The sequence below is a fragment of the Halobacillus sp. GSS1 genome (assembly GCF_017307035.1).
Classification (GTDB): domain Bacteria; phylum Bacillota; class Bacilli; order Bacillales; family Halobacillaceae; genus Halobacillus; species Halobacillus litoralis.
Genome location: NZ_JAFLHE010000022.1, coordinates 1 through 19,702, shown reverse-complemented (window position 1 = coordinate 19,702; position 19,702 = coordinate 1). Strand labels below are relative to the sequence as shown.

The 19,702-nt window shown below is 44.7% G+C and carries 20 protein-coding genes; 13 read left to right on the top strand and 7 right to left on the bottom strand.

Annotated features, from left to right (window positions below; translation table 11 throughout):
• The first annotated feature begins 95 nt into the window (after positions 1-95).
• Positions 96-716 carry a class I SAM-dependent methyltransferase gene (locus J0K78_RS19360; protein ID WP_206948549.1) on the top strand — a complete coding sequence of 207 codons (621 nt, stop codon included), beginning with the start codon at positions 96-98 and terminating at the stop codon, positions 714-716.
• A 79-nt stretch (positions 717-795) separates the two neighbouring features.
• Here J0K78_RS19360 and J0K78_RS19355 read toward each other — a convergent pair whose 3' ends face one another.
• Complete coding sequence (locus tag J0K78_RS19355) at positions 796-1,644, bottom strand: alpha/beta fold hydrolase (RefSeq protein WP_206948537.1); 849 nt, start codon at positions 1,642-1,644, stop codon at positions 796-798.
• Positions 1,645-1,852: 208 nt separating this feature from the next.
• Between J0K78_RS19355 and J0K78_RS19350 the strand changes: the two genes are divergently transcribed.
• Positions 1,853-2,278, top strand: a complete 426-nt coding sequence (locus tag J0K78_RS19350; protein ID WP_206948536.1) for a pyridoxamine 5'-phosphate oxidase family protein — start codon at positions 1,853-1,855, stop codon at positions 2,276-2,278.
• A 37-nt stretch (positions 2,279-2,315) separates the two neighbouring features.
• Here J0K78_RS19350 and J0K78_RS19345 read toward each other — a convergent pair whose 3' ends face one another.
• Both J0K78_RS19345 and J0K78_RS19340 read right to left on the bottom strand, forming a co-directional pair.
• Positions 2,316-3,197, bottom strand: coding sequence for a cation diffusion facilitator family transporter (locus tag J0K78_RS19345; RefSeq protein WP_206948535.1), 882 nt, complete (start codon positions 3,195-3,197; stop codon positions 2,316-2,318).
• A gap of 182 nt (positions 3,198-3,379) precedes the next feature.
• Entirely contained in the window at positions 3,380-4,753 is a 1,374-nt protein-coding gene (locus tag J0K78_RS19340; protein ID WP_206948534.1) for a DUF2254 domain-containing protein, read from the bottom strand.
• 248 nt (positions 4,754-5,001) lie between these two features.
• On the opposite strand from J0K78_RS19340, the gene J0K78_RS19335 reads away from it, so the two are divergent.
• Positions 5,002-5,442 (top strand): GNAT family N-acetyltransferase, encoded by a 441-nt coding sequence (locus J0K78_RS19335; RefSeq protein ID WP_206948533.1) that lies wholly within the window; start codon positions 5,002-5,004, stop codon positions 5,440-5,442.
• Between the two features lie 73 nt (positions 5,443-5,515).
• Positions 5,516-6,970, top strand: a complete 1,455-nt coding sequence (locus J0K78_RS19330) for an aldehyde dehydrogenase family protein (RefSeq protein ID WP_206948532.1) — start codon at positions 5,516-5,518, stop codon at positions 6,968-6,970.
• A gap of 39 nt (positions 6,971-7,009) precedes the next feature.
• On the opposite strand, the gene J0K78_RS19325 is transcribed toward J0K78_RS19330, so the two are convergent.
• Positions 7,010-7,213: a hypothetical protein gene (locus J0K78_RS19325; RefSeq protein WP_206948531.1), complete on the bottom strand. Its 204-nt coding sequence runs from the start codon at positions 7,211-7,213 to the stop codon at positions 7,010-7,012.
• 235 nt (positions 7,214-7,448) lie between these two features.
• Entirely contained in the window at positions 7,449-8,621 is a 1,173-nt protein-coding gene (locus J0K78_RS19320) for a pyridoxal phosphate-dependent aminotransferase (protein WP_206948530.1), read from the bottom strand.
• A gap of 136 nt (positions 8,622-8,757) precedes the next feature.
• On the opposite strand from J0K78_RS19320, the gene J0K78_RS19315 reads away from it, so the two are divergent.
• Both J0K78_RS19315 and J0K78_RS19310 read left to right on the top strand, forming a co-directional pair.
• Entirely contained in the window at positions 8,758-10,086 is a 1,329-nt protein-coding gene (locus tag J0K78_RS19315; RefSeq protein WP_206948529.1) for an FAD-dependent oxidoreductase, read from the top strand.
• Between the two features lie 66 nt (positions 10,087-10,152).
• The gene (locus J0K78_RS19310) at positions 10,153-11,244 is read left to right on the top strand and encodes a nitric oxide synthase oxygenase (RefSeq protein ID WP_206948528.1); all 1,092 of its coding nucleotides are present in this window, start codon (positions 10,153-10,155) and stop codon (positions 11,242-11,244) included.
• 102 nt (positions 11,245-11,346) lie between these two features.
• Here the strand turns inward: J0K78_RS19310 and J0K78_RS19305 are convergent, their stop codons facing one another.
• Positions 11,347-12,129: a carbon-nitrogen family hydrolase gene (locus J0K78_RS19305; RefSeq protein ID WP_206948527.1), complete on the bottom strand. Its 783-nt coding sequence runs from the start codon at positions 12,127-12,129 to the stop codon at positions 11,347-11,349.
• 748 nt (positions 12,130-12,877) lie between these two features.
• On the opposite strand from J0K78_RS19305, the gene J0K78_RS19300 reads away from it, so the two are divergent.
• The 7 genes from J0K78_RS19300 to J0K78_RS19270 all read left to right on the top strand — a co-directional run bounded on the left by J0K78_RS19300 (position 12,878) and on the right by J0K78_RS19270 (position 19,317).
• Entirely contained in the window at positions 12,878-14,623 is a 1,746-nt protein-coding gene (locus tag J0K78_RS19300) for a sensor histidine kinase (protein WP_206948526.1), read from the top strand.
• A complete protein-coding gene (locus J0K78_RS19295; RefSeq protein WP_206948525.1) occupies positions 14,620-15,348 on the top strand; it encodes a LytR/AlgR family response regulator transcription factor in 729 nt (242 codons plus the stop codon). Before J0K78_RS19300 ends, J0K78_RS19295 begins: the two co-directional genes overlap by 4 nt.
• A 142-nt stretch (positions 15,349-15,490) precedes the next feature.
• Positions 15,491-16,933: a carbon starvation CstA family protein gene (locus tag J0K78_RS19290; protein WP_206948524.1), complete on the top strand. Its 1,443-nt coding sequence runs from the start codon at positions 15,491-15,493 to the stop codon at positions 16,931-16,933.
• 220 nt (positions 16,934-17,153) lie between these two features.
• Entirely contained in the window at positions 17,154-17,429 is a 276-nt protein-coding gene (locus tag J0K78_RS19285) for a GNAT family N-acetyltransferase (protein ID WP_206948523.1), read from the top strand.
• A 14-nt stretch (positions 17,430-17,443) separates the two neighbouring features.
• Positions 17,444-17,902, top strand: a complete 459-nt coding sequence (locus J0K78_RS19280) for a GNAT family N-acetyltransferase (RefSeq protein ID WP_206948522.1) — start codon at positions 17,444-17,446, stop codon at positions 17,900-17,902.
• 26 nt (positions 17,903-17,928) lie between these two features.
• The gene (locus J0K78_RS19275; RefSeq protein WP_206948521.1) at positions 17,929-18,810 is read left to right on the top strand and encodes a diacylglycerol/lipid kinase family protein; all 882 of its coding nucleotides are present in this window, start codon (positions 17,929-17,931) and stop codon (positions 18,808-18,810) included.
• Positions 18,811-18,873: 63 nt separating this feature from the next.
• Positions 18,874-19,317 (top strand): YueI family protein, encoded by a 444-nt coding sequence (locus J0K78_RS19270; RefSeq protein ID WP_206948520.1) that lies wholly within the window; start codon positions 18,874-18,876, stop codon positions 19,315-19,317.
• Between the two features lie 60 nt (positions 19,318-19,377).
• On the opposite strand, the gene J0K78_RS19265 is transcribed toward J0K78_RS19270, so the two are convergent.
• A complete protein-coding gene (locus J0K78_RS19265; RefSeq protein WP_160916554.1) occupies positions 19,378-19,569 on the bottom strand; it encodes a hypothetical protein in 192 nt (63 codons plus the stop codon).
• Positions 19,570-19,702: the final 133 nt, after the last annotated feature.

The following is a 19,702-nucleotide window of genomic DNA, read 5'->3' as shown; positions in this document are numbered from 1 at the left end:
GGAGGATAGGAAATATTTTTGAAAGGGATGATGGTGTGGCACAAACATTTAATTGGCATAAAGAAGCGGAGAAGCAATGGAACGATCGTGCAGAAATGTGGAATTCAAAAAGCCGGGAGATGTGGGACGGTGGAAGCAGGTGTACGATCATTCCTTTTTTGACCAAGCATGTAACCAAGGGGAAAGTCGCTGATCTGGGGTGCGGCGATGGTTATGGCTCCTATCTCCTTTACAAAGCTGGCTTTGATGTTACGGGTCTTGATTTGTCAGAGGACATGGTGAGGCGGGCGAATGAACGAGTGAATGATGAGCGGATTTCATTTGTCCAAGGTGATCTGACAAATCTTCCGTTTGAGGATCACTCTTTTGATGCGGCGATGGCGATCAATTCACTGGAATGGACGGAAGTCCCGTATAAAGGCCTGGAAGAGATGAAGCGGATCTTAAGACCTGGTGGCCGTTTGTGTGTCGGTTTACTCGGACCTACAGCGATGCCGCGCATCAATAGTTATCGCAGGGTGTACGGAGAAGAAGTCATTTGCAATACGATGATGCCATGGGAACTTCAAAAAATGGCAGAAGAGACCGGGTGGTCGTATGTAGAAGGCCAGGGAGTGTACAAACGGGGGGTGGAAGACCATCACATCGCGGAGCTGGATGAAGAATTAAAACAAGCCTTAACCTTCATGTGGATCTTTATCTTTGAAAAACAATAAACAACAGAAAAAGCACCCGTTGAGCGGGTGCTTTTTACTTTTTACATGGGAATAAATGTATGACCTGGTCAATCTGTGTTTACTCGCCCTCCTCCGACCAGAGGAACTCTTTGAGGAGTTGGTCGACTTCTTCGAGTTCGTGCAGGCCGGAATGTGTGGCCAGCGGGTTGTAGAGACGCTTTTCTTCATATTGTCCAAAAGGGACGATATCTTCTAATCCACTTACACTTGACGCATGGACAAGTCCGTCCCAATGCTGAGCTTCTGGGTCATCGTTATTGATGACACCGGCTACAGCAAACACTTCCACATCATTAGGGAATTGATCTTTGTTCTGCACCATCTGTTTTAAAGCTTCAGACTCCGGCCGCAGGTCAGTCGTAGCCGCTCCGTAATTGGAAGCAAAGTAGCCTTCTTTTTCAATGCCTTTGAAGGGGCTGGCAATGACGGACAGTTTCTTGACTCTGGGAACAGAATAGTGATGCTCACTCAAAAGGTAATTAACTGAGGCAAGGCCTCCCATCGAATGGCCGACAAGGTTTACTTGTTGGATATTGTAGTCAGCTTTTAACCGCCGCATGATTTCAGAAAGCCAATGGGTTTGATTATAAATACTTGCCCGATTGTTTTCGAAAAGCACCTGGATGAATGGATTGTGCGTTTCACCAAACCCACCACGGATGGTAAGGTCTCCACGGCTTGAGACATATACCGTCATGTGTTTCTGTCCCCATTGTAAGTTCTGCATTCGGTCCATCATTGTTTCAAAGCTTCGCGGGCCACCCTTATATCCGTGCACGAACAATGTGGGGACAATATCTTCGCGGTCCACAGGTTCAGAACTTCCGGGTCTCGAGTTGATCATAAAAAAGAGCAGGCCGATCAGAACGGAGCCCATTAAGATCGGCGCCCATTTTTTCCATAGCATAACGTTTTCCTCCTGAAAAACAGATCTATGAATAGTGTAACGGGTAATGCATGTCGCTTCCTGGTATATTTATGAAAAAAGAATGACAATGTGTCGAAGATATCATTAGCATACCCGGATCTGTCAATGGGCATCGAAGGGTTTATCTCCCATTTTTCAGGGAAAACTGAAATTGTAAAAAGATTGGATTACGGAAAGGAGCTTTCCATTGAATCAAGAAGAATTGAAAAAGAAGATCCACGAAGTCATGGAGAAACATAAAGTTGGTACACTAGCCACAGTGAAAAATAATAAACCTCATTCGCGTTATATGACGTTTTGGAATGACGATGAGTTCACTTTCTATACCCCAACGAACAGGGAGACTCATAAAGCGGATGAAATCGAAGCGAACCCACATGTCCATATCCTCCTTGGATACGAAGGGGAAGGCTATGGGGATTCGTATTTAGAAGTCGAGGGACAGGCGAAAATTCGTGAAGACCAGGAGATTAAAGACAAGTTATGGAATGACCATATGGACCGCTGGTTTGATGGCAAAGAAGACCCTGAGTATGTAGTGCTCCAAATCTTTCCGGAAAATATTCGCTATATGAATCAAGGACAAGACACACCTGAACGTCTTGACCTGTAAAAGTAAAAAGAGTCCGGCTGATTCAGCCGGACTCTTTTTATTGCAGGGAACAAGGTTCGTCTTCATATTCGATCTCGAGGGTGATGTGCTCGAGTGAAATAGGATGTAAGATTTCTTTGACTTCTTCTTTCACTTTACAGATCTCATTTTTTGTCGCTTCTGCACGTACAACGATGTGAGTGGAGAAGGCATGATTTTCTCCATCCATTGACCAGAGATGGGTGTGATGTGTGGATTGAACATCATTCAAATCGTTGATTTTTCTTGAAAGACCCTCAAGGTCAACACCTGATGGTACACCTTCAAGAAAGAGACGCATCGTCTGAATGAGATTTTTCACCACATTATATAAAATGAATAATGTAATTCCAATGGAAGCTATTGGATCCAGGATCGGCACATCAAAAAACAGCATGATAACACTGACGACAAGGACGGCTACCCATCCAAGGACATCCTCAAGCAGGTGCCAGGTCATGACCTTCTGGTTCATGGAGTCTCCCCCTTTAAGGCGGAAAACGGCTGCACCGTTCACTAGAATCCCTAGGATGGAAAGAGCGATCATCCCACCAGCGTTGGGCTGTTCAGGGTTCAAAAGCCGGGGGACGGCCTCTGTCAAAATGAAGACAGACCCCACAATCAGGACCACGCTGTTAATCAAAGCTGCTAAAAGCGAGAAACGGCGATACCCGAATGAAAAATGATCCGATTGTTCTTTTTTTGAATACTTCTGTAAGAACCAGGCGAGCCCGAGAGAAAGAGAGTCTCCAAGGTCATGTAATGCATCTGAAAGAATCGCCATACTATTTGTCAGTAAACCACCGATCAATTCAATAATGGTGAAAAAGAAATTGAGAAAAAAAGCGGTTTTAATTTTACCAGTGGTTGAATCGATATGATGATGGTGGTGATGTCCCATATGCTCACCCCTTTTTCTGTATATGATTATATGTTCATATATATAACGTATGAAAAATGAAGAGTCTTGTCAATCCTTTTAGATTTTACCTGCACAAGGATAACTATGACTCTCCATTAGATATTCTTCATTCATGATAAAGTTCAGCAACACGTTTCCTGAATTTTATCAACACATTAATTTTAATCGATAGGGTAGAACTTACGATGGATGGAGTAATAGTCGAGCTTGTTGCCAGTCACTTTTGATAATCTCTCCATGGCCTCTAACAGGAAGGTTTTGTCCAACTGGTAGATGACTTCTGTTTCGATATGGTCGATGGTGCTGCAGGCGAATTCCCATAGCATTTGGTGCTTAGAACTGTCGATTGATTCGGCAACCATAGCGATGGAATCGACGAGCTCTGTGATAATCAGGTGATTGTCACGAGCATAGTGCCGGATATAGCCGAAGCCACGGTAAATGTAGGAATCAAAGGATTCGGAAAGAAGAATGACACGGACCTGTTCCTCGTTGTCCATTAAGTAAGGAGTGAAGGTAATATAGTCCTCAACGGTCAACATCAGCTCCGCCATCTGGTGGATGGTATTGGTTGCGGTTTTCGGATCGTTGTTTCCAAGTGATTTAATCGCGATTTCCGCTAGTTTGTGCATCCCCATTTGAATATCCTGAAGTTCTGTTTCTTTGTAATCAATAATAATCATCTTGCAATACTTTTGTTCATCAATGTCATCAGACCCAGGGCCCCAATAGCTGATTAAGTTGTTGTTTTTCAAAATATAATCACCCACTTGGGCGTGAAATTGAACGATAATGTTATCTTTTCTTGCTTCTTCGATCATTTTCCTATAATTCACAATCTGAATGTATCCGGATTTAATAGCCCCGATCGGTTTTGCATTCGAACGCTCTGCTTCCATCAAGTCTCCCGGTTCTTCTGCACGGTACAGTTCGAGGTCTTTTCTGAGTGTCTGGTTAATCATCTGCTCAGACGAATGCTTCATCGTGTCGGTGATGTTATGGACTTGCATCCATGTGGTTGCATGGTTGATGAAATAAATGAATGTAACCGCGGACGTAAAGGCAAGGAAAATGGTAACGATCGGAACCGCTACGAAGAACTCGTGCCTCGTGTTTCCGATAAACAGGAAGACGAGAAGGACGTAGACGAAATTCCCATTGAATATTCCAAGTGCGTGCTGCGTCCTGCGGTCTGAGACAAAGTTGAGGAGCATTCGTGGAGAGAACTGACCACTAAATGTCGTCAAAACGACAAGCAAGGAGTTCAATGTGAAAGCACTCAGTGTCAGAATCCCCCCGATGAGTGTACTGACCAGCATCCGGCTGATTTCAGCATTAATCCTGAAGAATTCAAACGTGTATTGTTCGATTTGAAAAACAAGATCGAGCAACAGCGTGATCACAACAAAAATTATAGACAATAATATATAGAAAAAAGGCATATACCATAAGGTCATCTGCATTTCGTGTTTTCGCTGCCGTTTAGACATTTTCGCATACTTCTGTATAGATACAGGTAGCAATTTTAAAAACATAAGGCTCCTCCTCTCTAGTGAGAATAATAATCGTAATCGTAGTTTCCCCTTCGTCTGAATCGATAAAACGAGAATAGGATATTTTTCTACAAAAATTTTCATAGGACGAAAAGACATTTAGTGATTACGATTAAAGCCAGTAAATTAGATAGGAATTTGGTTTCATACAAATTGGTAGCCTAAAGCTTTGTCAGTTCATTAGCAGTGAGGTATATTGAAAAGATAATCATGGAAATGGGGGATGCAACATGTGGATACATAAAACATTCGCTGAACTTACGAAGAAGGAATTGTATGAGGTTCTGCAGACAAGGGTCGAGATTTTTGTTGTTGAACAGGAATGTCCTTACCCTGAAGTCGACGGCAGAGACGAGGATTGTTTACATATATGGCTGGAGAAAGAAGAGGAGATGGTGGCGTACTGCCGCATCGTCCCGCCAGATGAAGGGGAACAATACCATAGTATTGGCCGTGTGCTTGTTAAAGAAGCGCATCGAGGTTGTGGCTATGCTCGTCAGGTGATGGATCGTGCTATCCAAGTGTTGAAGGAAGATTTTAAGGTCAGACACATCACGCTGCATGGGCAGGAGCACCTCCGCCATTTCTACGGTTCTTTTGGATTCAAGGAAGTTTCAGAGGTCTATCTTGAAGATGGAATCCCTCACGTGGATATGCAGATGGAAGTTTGAATCGTTTCGTTTCCTCCATAACCGGGAATGATAGCTTTGTGATAAGTTTCCGAATCCGAATGGAGGTTTTAGAATGAGTCCAAAAACATTTACTAAACAATACATTAACGGTCAGTGGAAGAGCGGTTCCAGTGAGAAATATGTAGATAATGTCAATCCTTATACACAGCAAACGATTGCTTCCATCCCATCTGCAAATGAAGATGATCTTAACGAAGCATACGAGTCGGCTGTAAATGCTCAGGAGTCATGGATGACGACTCTTCCAGGTAAAAAGCAGGCGCACTTTGATCAGCTGCTGAAAGTGGTTCATGATAGAAAAGATGAAATTATCGATTGGCTTGTGAAAGAAGCGGGCAGCACGCTTGTCAAAGCAGAGGTTGAATTTCAGGCAGCTGTCGGCATCATCCGGGAATCGGCCAGTTTTCCGACACGGATGAGCGGGCAGATTTTACCTTCCAACACACCAGGAAAGGAAAACCGTGTTTACCGTTCTCCGAAAGGTGTCATCGGCGTAATCGGTCCTTGGAACTTCCCTTTTCATCTGGCCATGAGATCCATTGCTCCAGCTTTGGCTACAGGGAATACCGTTGTCGTCAAACCGGCGTCTGATGCACCGGTTACTTCAGGGTTGTTAATTGCTGATTTATTTGATGAAGCTGGTTTCCCTGAGGGTGTTATCAATGTGGTTGTCGGCAGAGGTTCAGAAATCGGGGATGCTTTTGTAAAACATCCGGCAGCGAAACTGATTTCGTTTACAGGATCGACGGAAGTGGGCAGCCATATCGGTGAACTCGCAGGGAAATATATTAAGGAGACAGCTTTAGAGCTTGGCGGTAATAATGCCATGATCGTTCTTGAAGATGCGGATATTGATCAGGCGGTCGAAGCAGCAGCTTTCGGTAAGTTCCTGCACCAGGGACAGATTTGCATGTCGTTGAACAGAATCATCGTGGATGAACATGTACATGATTCATTCATCGAGAAATTCAAAGAAAAAGTAGAGAGCTTAAAAGCTGGCGATCCATCAGAGAAGGATACGGTCATTGGTCCTCTGATCAACAAAGACGCTATTGAGCGAATCCAGGAGGATGTTAAGGAAAGCGTCGGTCGTGGAGCTGAAATTCTCACGGGCGGGGAGACAGATGGCAGTGTCATGCAGCCCACTGTTTTGACAGGAGTAACAAGTGATATGCCGATTGCAAAGAATGAAGTCTTTGGCCCTGTTGCTTCTGTTATTAAAGTTTCTTCAGAACAAGAAGCTATTCAAGCAGCGAACAGTTCTCCTTATGGATTGAGTGGTTCAGTATTTACTCGTGATGTCCATCGTGGTGTGGAAGTGGCCAAACGTGTGGAAACGGGTATGATTCATGTGAACGATCAATCCGTGAATGACGAAGCGCATGTAGCTTTCGGTGGTGAAAAAGAATCCGGACTCGGCCGTTTTGGCGGCGAATGGGCACTGGATAAATTTACGACCGTCAAATGGATCGGCGTGATGAATGGTTATCGTGAGTTTCCCTTTTAAATCAAAGTCGTTGGAATCGAAATAGGAAAAAGCAGAAGCTCAAGAGATCGAGCTTCTGCTTTTTTTCATTTCATATATTAAATATTCCTGTACTTCCCACTTCGGCCCGGATTGTATATATCCATTCAATTTTTCAGCGTATTTCATTGCTTCTTGCTCTTTAGGGAAAACCCTGTCTCTACGGTCAATTGGGTCTTTTAGAACTTCTAATAAACGATCATCTCTTCTGATAAGCGTATACACTCGCGAATCCCTCCTGTACAGTATGCGTATGATATTTGTATAAGATAATTAAAATACATTTTGAACAAGTATTCAATCATTATTTTTAAAAAAATTATCCAACCATCAGACTTATTTCGACAACAGGTGGAGGGGCCATGCAGGGATACTCAGCTTCTTATGATTATGGAAGCGTTTGCTATTGTAGGAAAATAAAAAGACAGTACCTTCGAGTTGAAAAGTACTGTCTTGAATCTTACCTCTGTTTAAACTCTTTAAATCGCTTCACCGCATCCCGCAATGCTTCTTCCGAATTGTTCAGACCTATACGCACATAGCCCTCACCGTACGTACCGAAGCCGATTCCAGGAGCCACGAACAAACCTGTCGTTTCTAACAAATCATCTGCAAAGCCTTGGGATGTATAGCCTTCAGGTACTTGCAGCCATGTAAAGAAAGAACCTTGGCAGGGAGCGACATGATAGCCTGCTTCTTCTACCCCACTGACGAGAAGGTCACGCCTTTTTTCATAGGTTGCAGCAAGTTCTGTGACACATTCTTGGGAACTCAATAAAGCGGTGGCTGATGCTTTCTGCAACCCCCCGAAAATACTGCAGAAATAGTGATCCTGGATGACCTCAAGCGCATGAATGACGCTAGGGTTTCCGACAGCAAAAGCGACACGCCAGCCGGCCATATTGTACGTCTTGGACATGGTATAAACTTCAACCCCAACATTTTTCGCGCCTTCGAATTGCATGAAGCTGAGTGGTTTATTCCCGTCAAATCCAATGGCCCCATAAGCAAAGTCGTGAACGACACACACGTCGTTCTTTTCTGCTTCTTGGATGGTTTCTGCAAAGAAGTCCGCATCAGCCATCGCTCCCGTCGGATTATTCGGGTAGTTTAAGAACATGAGCTTTGCTTTTTCCCAACTCTCTTCATCAATTTCCCCGTAGTCAGGCAAAAAGCCATTTTCTTCACGAAGAGGCATGGACTTCATTTCTGCACCGACCATTTCAATACCGGACCAGTAATCTGGATAACCTGGGTCGGGAACGAGCGCAACATCCCCTGGGTCAAGGAAGCACTGGCTAAGCTCAACCAGTCCTGTTTTGCTGCCAGGCATAATGGCGACTTCAGTTTCAGGGTCGATGTCTACGTCATATTCACGTTTGTAAAATTCAGCCACGGCTTCCTTGAAGAATTCGTACCCGTGGAAGGGAGGGTATTTGTGGAAATCGGGGTTTTCGGCCGCCTCCTGTAGAGACTGCACAATGTGGGAGGGAGTAGGTTGGTCTGGATTACCCTGCCCTAAGTTCAAGGTGTCATATCCACGATTTTTGTATAGATTTAGTTTATCGATCATGGTTGCGAAAAATTGGTCCGGAAGCCGTTGAATGGCCTTTGATGTTTGAAATTCCTTCATGTCCTTCACCTCGAATGATTTTTTTGAAAAGTCGTACAAAAAGATAATATCGTTAGTTTAACATGAGAGAAGTTTGAGTGGGAACCATATAGGCAAAGAATAAGAGAATAGAAGGTACATAAAAGGAGTGATTGGGATGGACTTCGTTATTATCGGAGGAGATGCTGCCGGAATGAGTGCAGCCATGCAAATCGTAAGGAATAGTGAGGGGCATTCAATAACCGTGTTGGAACAAGGGGGGATCACCTCGTATGGACAATGTGGCCTGCCGTATGTATTGAGTGGGGATGTCGGGTCTACAGAAGACCTCATCGCACGTGACCCTGAAACGTTTCGGGAAAAATATGGCATCGACGTCCGAACCCATCACACGGTAACGGAAGTAGATTGTGATCATAAAGTCATTTACGGAAAAGATGACCAGGGCGATGGTTTTGAATTGTCCTATGATCGTCTGCTTGTAGCTTCCGGTGCAGCACCGGTCATGCCTCCGTGGGAGGGACAGGAGCTTGAAGGGATTTATTCGCTGAAGACCATACCTGATATCAAAGAGATTATGGCAGCGACTACGAGCGATAAGGAACATGTGACCATTATCGGCGGTGGATACATAGGTCTTGAAATGGCTGAAAGCTTTGTGTCAATTGGAAAGAAAGTACGGTTGATAGACCGCGGACCTCAACTGGCGAAAATTTTCGATGAGGACATGGGAGAGCTGGTTCATGAAGAAGCCGAACGAAACGGCGTGGAACTAAATCTCGGGGAATCGGTTGAAGGTTTCAAAGGTGATCAGCATGTCCATTCTGTCATCACGGATAAGGGAGAATACAAAGCGGATCTTGTCCTTGTTGCCGTAGGCGTGACGCCGAATACCACCTTTATGAAAAACACGGGTGTATACAAAGGGGTGAATGACGCGATTGCCGTGAATGCTTTTATGGAGACCAGCATCCTGGACATCTATGCTGCTGGAGATTGCGCCACACAGTATCACCGCATCAAGAAGAAGGATGATTATATTCCATTAGGCACGCATGCCAACAAACAAGGGCAAATCGCCGGCCTGAACATGATTGATCATAGAAGATCGTTCCGGGGAATTGTGGGTACGTCGATTTTGAAATTCTTTGATTTAACGCTTGCCCGCACAGGTCTTTCTGAACAGGAGGCAAAGAACGAAAAAATCCCGTTTAAAAAAATTACGATTGAATCCACCCATGCTGCCGGTTACTATTCCAAGCAAGATCCAATGACATTGAAAATCGTTTATCATGAGCAAACCGGTCAGTTGCTCGGGGCTCAAATCATCGGAGGTCTAGGTGCAGATAAACGAATCGATGTCCTTGCCACTGCGCTGTTCCATGAAATGTCCATCGATGAATTAGAAGACTTGGATCTTGCCTATGCGCCTCCTTATAACAGCGTGTGGGATCCTGTACAGCAGGCCGCCCGCAAAGCAGACTGAATCGTGTGGGAAGTTCTTCATGTATGGTAGGATAGGAATGAAGCACCATACAGGAGGATTCATGCTGTGAATACAGATTTATATAAAAAGGCGGAAGCATTCATTTGCCAATACCATCAGGAGCAACAGCTTTGTGGTACAGATGAGAGATTGAAGGAAATCCAGCAGGAAATTGGTGAGACGGGGAGTTATACGCACACCTATGATGAGCTTGAATATGGATCAAAAGTCGCCTGGAGGAACAGTAACCGCTGCATCGGACGCCTTTTTTGGAACAGTTTGAAGGTCTTTGATGCAAGAGATGTCGATACAGAAGAAGGCATGCGTGATGCACTACTCAATCACTTGGAGTATGCGACAAATGGGGGACGCATCCGCTCGACAATTACCATTTTCAAACCCAAGACCTCGGACCATGTCGTGCGTCTTTGGAATCACCAATTGATTCGTTACGCCGGGTATGAAGAAAACGGCAGGGTGACAGGGGACCCGGCTTCTGTTGCGTTTACGAAGGAATGTCAGAAACTCGGATGGAGAGGAGAAGGCACGTCTTTTGATGTGCTGCCTCTCGTCGTCCAAATGGATGGACGGGAGCCCGTATGGTATGAGATGCCGTCTGAAAAAGTGAAAGAAGTACAGCTGCGTCATCCGGATTTTGCATGGTTTGAAGACCTGGGACTACGTTGGTATGCAGTGCCGGTGATATCAGATATGCGCCTTGAAATCGGTGGCATCGATTATACAGCTGCCCCGTTTAATGGCTTTTATATGGAAACAGAGATCGGGGCTCGCAATCTTGCTGATGATTTTCGGTATGATCTTTTGCCTGTTGTAGCGGAAGCCATGGGACTGGATACGAAACGAAATTCATCCTTGTGGAAGGATCGTGCGTTGATTGAGCTCAATCAGGCTGTCCTGTTTTCTTATCAATCCGATGGAGTAACCCTTGTCGACCATCATACAGCAGCTCAACAGTTCCACCAGTTTGAGAAAAAAGAACAATCATGTGGACGTGAGGTCACGGGCGACTGGACATGGCTTATCCCTCCTGTCTCGCCTGCATCTACTCACATCTTCCATTCGGCTTATGAAAACCGAATGGACACACCAAACTATTTCTATCAAACACCGGCCTATGAAAAAAATCCTTCCCCATGATTGGGAAGGATTTTTTCTTTTCTTATTTATGTGAGTTATAGACTGAATGAGCAATATATCAATTCAAGATGATAATTATCCATCCGTTAATCGAATAAGAGCTTATTCATACAGGTCCGGACGCCGGTCTTGGAAAATAGGAATCTGCTCGCGGATCGCTTCGACAGCTGTGAAGTCAACATCTGCATACACGATTTCTTCATCCAAACCACCTTCAGCTAAAATGTTGCCCCACGGGTCTACAACAATAGAATGCCCTCCAAACTCATTGTTTTGATCCGCACCTACACGGTTGCAGGCGATGACGAAGCATTGATTTTCGATGGCTCGGCTAATCAATAGATTGCGCCAATGCTCCACCCTTGGTTTAGGCCATTCCGCAACGACCAACAGCCCTCGTGAACCATTCAGCATGTGAGTTCTCATCCATTCAGGGAAACGGATATCATAACAAATGACACCGGCGACAGGCACATCTCCAAGTTGGAAGTTTCCTTTTTGATTCCCTGATTCTAAAAACTTTTCTTCATTCATCAAACGGAACAAATGGGCTTTTCGGTAATTGAACAACCGGTTACCTTCCGCATCGTAGGCGACGAAAGTGTTATAATACTTCCCGTTTTCTTCCTCAGCTATGGACCCGGCAATCGTGACCTTATATTCCCTGGATAAAGAAATCAGCAACTGATGCGTCGGTCCTTCGAGAGTTTCTGCTATTTCTTCAAAGCGTGAAAGATCATAGCCTGTCGTCCACAATTCAGGTAACAAGATGACCTCACTTCCTAGTGAAGCAGCTTCTTTTATTTTCTCTCGCGCAAGTTGCCGGTTCTCTTCAGGATTACCGAAGACGATGTCCATTTGAATCATTGCTATTTTTGTTGTCATCCTATCACCTCATTTTCTTCTTAGTGTATCAAAAAATTCTGACGTTTCCCTAATGTTTTCGTAAGAGATTTTGCCTGCATTGTGAGAATTGATCTCCTGCCTTGATTCTTTGTATCGAAACAAACCGCCCATGCTACAATAAACATAAACCGCTATTCAATGATATGGCAGGTTTCTTGAAGACTCGGTTTCGAGACTTTTGTTAAGTAGATGGGGCTGCGGGGAATAACTCGCTTTCCGCGGGAGCGCGGTGAGCCTCCTCGGACTGCGTCCTGTGGGGTCTCACCAAGCACTTTTATCCCGCAGGAGTCTCGCCATTCCCCTCCGCCCCTTTACCAAGTAGGATTCTCGAAACCACTACTCGATAAATCAGCTTGTATGGTTATGGGAAGTGGAGGATATTAACTCTACCCAACGGACCTTTCGAAAACATAAATGCTTGATACAAAGCACTTTATGCCTGCTTAGGTGGGAAGAATTGGAACCTTGCTTATAAGTGCAAGGGTTCGTTTTCTCTTACATGAGATGGGGTGGTTGGGAAGCTGCGAGAGTCGTACGGGAATGGGTGGACTGGAAAGACCCTGCAGAGCTTTAGCTCGAGGAGGCTCTCCGTCATCCCCGCAGGAAAGCGAGTAGCTTCCCAGCCCCCCTGACGCTCAAACCAGGCAACGAACCTCGAAACATCTCGAAACTGAGTCTTCAAGAATAGGGAGCATATCTGCTAGAAAGAGTAAAAGGACGTGGGAGTATGTTTGAGTTGTTTCTTCCGATGCTTGAAAGACTCGGAATTATCGTAACGGTCGCTTTCATTATTACCCGTTTCCGGTTTTTCCGAGAGTTGATCGATCAAAAAACGCTGGACCAACGTCAGCGGTACATGGCGATCGCTTTTTTCGGGTTGTTCGGAATCATTGGTACATATACAGGCATCACCTATGACACGAGTTCCCTTGATTATGGGCGCTGGGTATATAATCTTGTCGAATCAGAAGCACTGGCGAACTCAAGAGTGATCGGAATAGTTGCAGCCGGTCTTTTCGGAGGTTATCGGATCGGTATAGGTGCGGGAGTCATTGCTGGACTGCATCGTCTATCTCTTGGAGGGTTCACAGGGGTCGCATGTGGGATATCCGCAGTAGTAGCTGGAATCATTGCAGGTTACTTTCATAAAAAAGAGGAGCCTCTGAAACTGAAGACGGCATTATTTGTTGGTGCTCTTGCAGAAACGGTCCAGATGGGGATCATCCTCCTCATCTCTGATCCATTTCCGCGTGCGTGGGCCCTTGTCCAGGAGATCGGAGTACCCATGATTGTAGCCAATGGTGTCGGCTCCGCCCTGTTTTTATTGATCATCCGAAATGTTCTTCATGAAGAGGAAAAGGTCGGAGCGTTACAGGCACAAAAAGCGCTGAAGTTGGCCGAGTCGACGGTTTCTCATCTGCGCAAAGGGTTAACGATGGATTCTGCAGAAAAGGCTTGCCGGATTATTTATGGAGAAGTTCAAGTGAGCGCGATCTCCATGACTGATAAACAAAGGATTCTTGCTCATGTTGGACAGGCCGATGACCACCATAAGTCGGGGGAGCCGATCCAAACGGACGCCACTCGTGAAGTTATTGAAACAGGGAAGCGTGTAGTAGTCAGACATGAAGAGATTCAATGCCAACAGCCGGATTGTCCTCTTGGGGCTGCGGTCATCGTTCCATTGAAGAAACGTCAAGAAGTGGTTGGTACGCTCAAGTTTTATGTTTCGTCACAAAAAGAAATCTCTAATGTCTTATTGGAATTGATCCAAGGCTTAAGTGCACTCCTGAGCCAGCAGCTGGAGCTTGTGGATGCTGAAAAAGCACAGGAACTTGCACGGGAAGCAGAAGTAAAAGCCTTACAGGCCCAAGTTAATCCACACTTTTTGTTCAATTCGTTAAATGTCATCGTTTCGTTGACCCGCACGGAACCTGACCGGGCAAGAGCTCTTCTTATAGCGCTTTCCAAATTTTTCAGACAAAACCTGGGGGCGACGACCAAAACCTGGACGTCTTTAAAAGAAGAGTTGAAACATGTAAAATCCTATCTTCTCATCGAAGAGACGCGTTTCGTTGATCGCCTGCATGTCCACTATGATATTGATGAAACAGCGTTATCCGCTCGTATCGCTCCTTTAACCTTACAACCCCTGGTCGAAAACAGCATTAAGCATGGAATCAAAGACCAGGAAGGAGGAGCGGAGATTACGATTCGTGTTCGTAAAGATGGCGGTAGCGTAAACATCATCGTGGCAGATAACGGAAAAGGCATAGAACCGATGAGGCTGCGTACTTTGGGAGAACAATCGGTCACGTCTGAAAGCGGGACGGGGTTCGGGTTATATAACGTCAACAAACGTTTAGAATACATGCATGGAGAGAGTGCGAAGCTACAAATTATGAGTGAACAAGGACAGGGGACAACCATAGCCTTTACGGTTCCTCTTCATGAAAAGGAGACATGGTCATGAGTGAGAAAATCACGGTCCTCATCGTTGATGATGAGCGCTTTAGTCGCGAAGAATTGAATTTTTTACTAAAACCTTACGAAAGCATAGAAGTTATAGGAGAAGCGGGATCAGGAGATGAAGCAGTCATGCAGACGTTGAAGCTTCAGCCGGATGTTCTTTTTCTTGATGTGGAAATGCCCACGATGGATGGAATGGCAGTAGCGAAGGCAGTTCAAGAACTCAAGAAAGTTCCGGAAATCGTTTTTGCGACCGCCTACCCGGATTTTGCTGTCGAAGCCTTTCGACAGAAGGCCATCGATTACTTGCTTAAACCTTTTGATGAGGAACAGTTGAGTGAAACTTTGGAAAGGATAGAGAAGAAATTAAAGCCGGTGGAAGAGAAGGTGGGCACCGCTCCTTCCAAGTTGGCCGTTGAGGTGGAAGATACCATTGAATACCTCGATCCCTCAGAAATTATGTACGTCCACCGTGAGGATCGAATTACGAAAATCGTCGGCAAACAAAAAGTCTACGAAACGAAAGATGCGCTTAAAGATGTGGAGAAGAGGCTGCAAGGCTTTTCTTTCTTCCGGATTCATAAAAGTTATCTTGTGAACCTGGATTATGTACATCGATTAACTCCTTGGTTCAATGGAGCCTACCAGTTGGAATTGCAGCATACAGAGGAAAAACTTTCTGTCAGCCGTAACTATGTAAAGGAATTAAGAAAGAAGCTGGAGTTGTAATCTGACGCTGTCTTTCATTCTACATTTACGACATCTTGGGCATTAATCCTGACATGTTAGTCAAAAAACTCACTTTTGGAAGCGTTCTCTTGATATATTCTTTGTAAGCGATTACAGAAACGCGCGAAAAGGAGGATATACAATGATTACTTTTCTAGTGAGTATTGCACTTTTAATTATCGGTTATCTTACGTACGGTAAATATGTTGAAAAAATGTTCGGCGTAAACACAGGACGTGAAACGCCTGCTTATTCTCATGGTGATGGTGTCGATTACCTGCCTATGGGAGAAAAAAGAAATGCTTTAATTCAGCTCTTGAACATCGCGGGTGTAGGTCCCATTTTCGGTCCTATTCTCGGGGCCTTATATGGACCAGTCGCTTTCCTGTGGATTGTGTTTGGTGCCATTTTTGCCGGAGCGGTGCACGATTATTTGACAGGGATGATTTCCATCCGTAACCGTGGCGCCCACCTGCCTGAGCTTGCAGGGAAGTTTTTAGGGAAAGTCATGAAGCACGTAGTCAACGCGTTTGCCATTCTTTTACTTGTCCTTGTAGGAACGGTATTCGTTACAGCACCTGCAGATTTATTACACAACATGACGAGCAGCTGGCTCGCTCTTCCGGTTATTCTGGTTGTGATTTTTGCTTACTATTTGTTAGCGACAATGCTTCCCATTGATAAAATCATCGGACGTTTTTACCCGGTTTTTGGTGCTCTTCTACTCATCAGCGCTATTGGAGTCGGTGTATCACTTGTCGTCACAGGTGCACCCATCCCGGAATTGACCTTAACCAATATGCATCCGGATAACGCACCGATTTTCCCACTGTTGTTCCTGACGATTTCTTGTGGTGCTCTCTCAGGGTTTCATGCCACACAGACCCCGATCATCTCAAGAACGACACAAAAGGAAAAACAAGGGCGTCGCATTTTCTACGGCATGATGATTGCTGAAGGGATTATAGCCATGATCTGGGCAGCGGCAGCCATGAGCTTGTTCAACGGTTCAGCAGGACTGAATGAAATTCTTGCAAGTGGTGGACCAGCAGCCGTTGTAAGTGAAGTTTCCATCGCTATGCTTGGCGCTGTCGGTGGTACTCTGGCCGTGCTTGGTGTCATCGTTCTGCCAATCACATCCGGAGATACAGCATTCCGAAGCGCCCGTATGATTATTGCTGACTATATTAAAGTACCTCAGAAGAAAATCATGAGTCGTGTATGGATTGCCCTCCCATTGTTCGTCATTTCATTTGCTTTGACAAGAATTGATTTCACGTTACTCTGGAGATATTTCTCCTGGGCAAACCAATCAACAGCCGTCATTGCGCTTTGGGTAGGAGCGATGTACTTGTTCCTGTCCCGTAAGAATTACTTTGTTGCGGCCGTGCCTGCGACCTTCATGACAATGGCTACATTCACCTACATCCTGAATGCACCAATCGGATTCGGATTGTCCTTGAATGTTTCCTACGTTGTTGCAGCCATTGGTACCGTTGCGGTGGTCACAGCCTTCATCATTGCCGCCCGTCGTGGACTACAGAAGGATATTCCTCTAGAAGAGGATTTGAAGCAAACCGCTTAATGTTTAAGAGCACCTACTTTTTGAAAGTAGGTGCTCTTTTTTTGTCTGTGGGAGGGGAGAGCGGAATGTTGAGTATTTCTGTTTATCATGTCGGTTTCTAAAATAACGATCTCGAATACCTTAATGTCCTTGCCACGCATTTTATTCATACAGTCCGTCGTTAGGGAATGTTTTTCTTAACGATGAAAGGGTATCCTTTATAGGGAAAGGAGAGATTTTTGTGGAACAAGAAATCCAAGAAAAACAAGGAACGTTTTTCATAGGACAAGAAGAAGACCCAAAGGCTCAGCTTCTATTTGAAGAAAATGAAAATACAATGGTCATTACAAGTACTTTCGTTGCGCCGTCTGAACGTGAACAAGGTTTAGGCGGGGAATTGATCGATTATGCCGTGAACTACGCACGTAAACATAAATTAAAAATTGACCCGGTCTGCTCCTTCGCCCGGGAAGTTATTGATCATACACCTGAATATCAAGTGGTGTTAAAAGAGTAGAGGGGGAGTTTCTGATGGTGAAAATAAGGGAACCTGAAGAAAAGGATTTGATGCATTTTACAAGATACAGCATCGATTTTCTTCATGTGACCAGCTCAGAAAGGCTGAACAATGAAGAAGTGAGAAACCGCAAGTATTGGGCAGCCGATCAATTCCTAGCAAAAAACCCGAAACAGAAACTGTTGGTTGCTGATATGAATGGAAGAATGATCGGGTATGTTCTTGGCATTATCGAGTCCCATGGGGAAGCGGATGTGTATGGATATATCCGGGAAGTATTTGTGGATGAATTTTATAGACGTGAAGGTATTGGCACAGACTTGTGTGACGAACTGGTTGATTGGATGTATCAGCAGGAAGCAAAAACAATCCAGGTAAGTCTCCGCCCCCATCAGAATGGGGTGAGTGAATTCATCCGCAATATCGGTTTTTCTTCAGTCAGCACCCTTTATGAATACCAGCCAGAGAGATAAAGGATGTTTTGGAGAGGAGATAGAGAATGAAAAAGGCTATGCTGATCGTCAATCCTTCTTCAGGAAAAGAAGAGGCTGTCGATCATGTTGAACAAATCGAGCAAATTTTATCGGAAAAAGATTATGACGTGGAAGTTTCTCAAACAGAGAAAGAACTGGATGCCACAAAGTATTGTCAAAACGCCTGCAGAGATGAGTACGATCTCGTCGTTTCCATGGGGGGAGATGGTACGCTCCATGAAACAATCAATGGGATGGTAGACGAAAGCCATCGACCGAGCTTGGGAATCATTCCACTTGGCACAGTCAATGATTTTGCAAGGGCTCTTGATATTCCTCTGAAAGTGGAAGAAGCAATCGATGTCCTTCGTTCTGATCAGACCAAATCTGTGGATATTGGAAAGTTCAATGACCAGTATTTTGTTAATATCGTAGCAGCGGGTGCCCTTGCTGAAGCGACCTATGAAGTGACACCTGAACAAAAAACGAAATTCGGTCCGCTTGCTTATATGATGGAAGGGATGAAAACCTTAACCCAGAACAGCAGCTATCCTATGCGGATCGAATATGACGATAAGGCGTGGGAAGGGGAATCTTTTCTTTTCCTGGCGGCTTTAACGAATTCAGCCGGGGGATTCGAAAAATTATCCCCGGAAGCGAAAGTGAATGATGGGAAAATCCATGGCTATATCGTACCTAAAGTAAATATGATTCGTCTCGCTTCCATTGTTTCTGCTATTCTTCGAGGCGGACTCAAAGACGAGAGGGATGTGGAATACTTCAAAGCGGATCATATCCGTGTCATTTCGGAGGAAAACCTGGTAACGAACGTCGATGGAGAAGAAGGCGATTCTCTGCCTGTGGAGTTGTCTGTCCTTCCATCTCACATATCTGTCGTTGTAAAATAGGTAAAGGCTGTCATGTGTACAGCCTTTTTTCTGTGCCATACTAGGAGTGAATGAGGTGCATCTATGAAGAAACCAGATATGGAAGATTACTTGCATGAAGGCATTTATGGAAGTCGGCAAACAAAACCAGGGGAAAGAAAGCAATACCTTGGTACGTTAAGAGAACGAGTCCTGGTCGCACTGACGAAGGGGCAGGTGATGCGGGAGCAGGGGCAGGAAGAGTTGGTGGATCTCATGAAAAGCTACCAGGATGCCGAACTGCTTTTGAACGGAGATGTAAGCTATCGGTTTTTATCTCCCTACATGGATTTAGCCGAGGAGCATAATATTCACCATTCCATCGTTTCGAATAAGGAAACCCATTCTGAATTCGGGGCTGTGCTCACATTGGATTACGCTGTTGAAAAAGAGCATATCAGGGTTGAAGAAGAAAAGGAAGTCGTAGAGTCATCTGACCAGAACGGGTGGACAAGCTTTTTCAAATCTCTTTTTAAACCATCTAAATAAAAGAAAGGCTGCGGATACTCCGCAGCCTTTTTACACGTCCTTCACATAGAGAGGCCATTTTTATTTGTACTGATTTAAGAATCTTGCCAACCCTACGATAATAATAGCAAAAGAAAAAAGTATCATTGCAATGTAGCCGGCGTAGAACAAGAATTGATCGAAAAAGTTCCCGGAAGTTTCACCGATGCTGTACAGCGCATACCCGGAAAGTAGAGCAGCTAGGAACAGAAACACACGGTTGTTGAAATCCATCTTTATTCCACCTCCTTCGTACTTCAAATATATGATGTACAAACGTGGAATATTTAACTTTTAAAAAATATTTTGCCGGCTTGTCCACACCTAACAAAGATCCTGTCTAATATTCAGCCTTTATTCAACAATT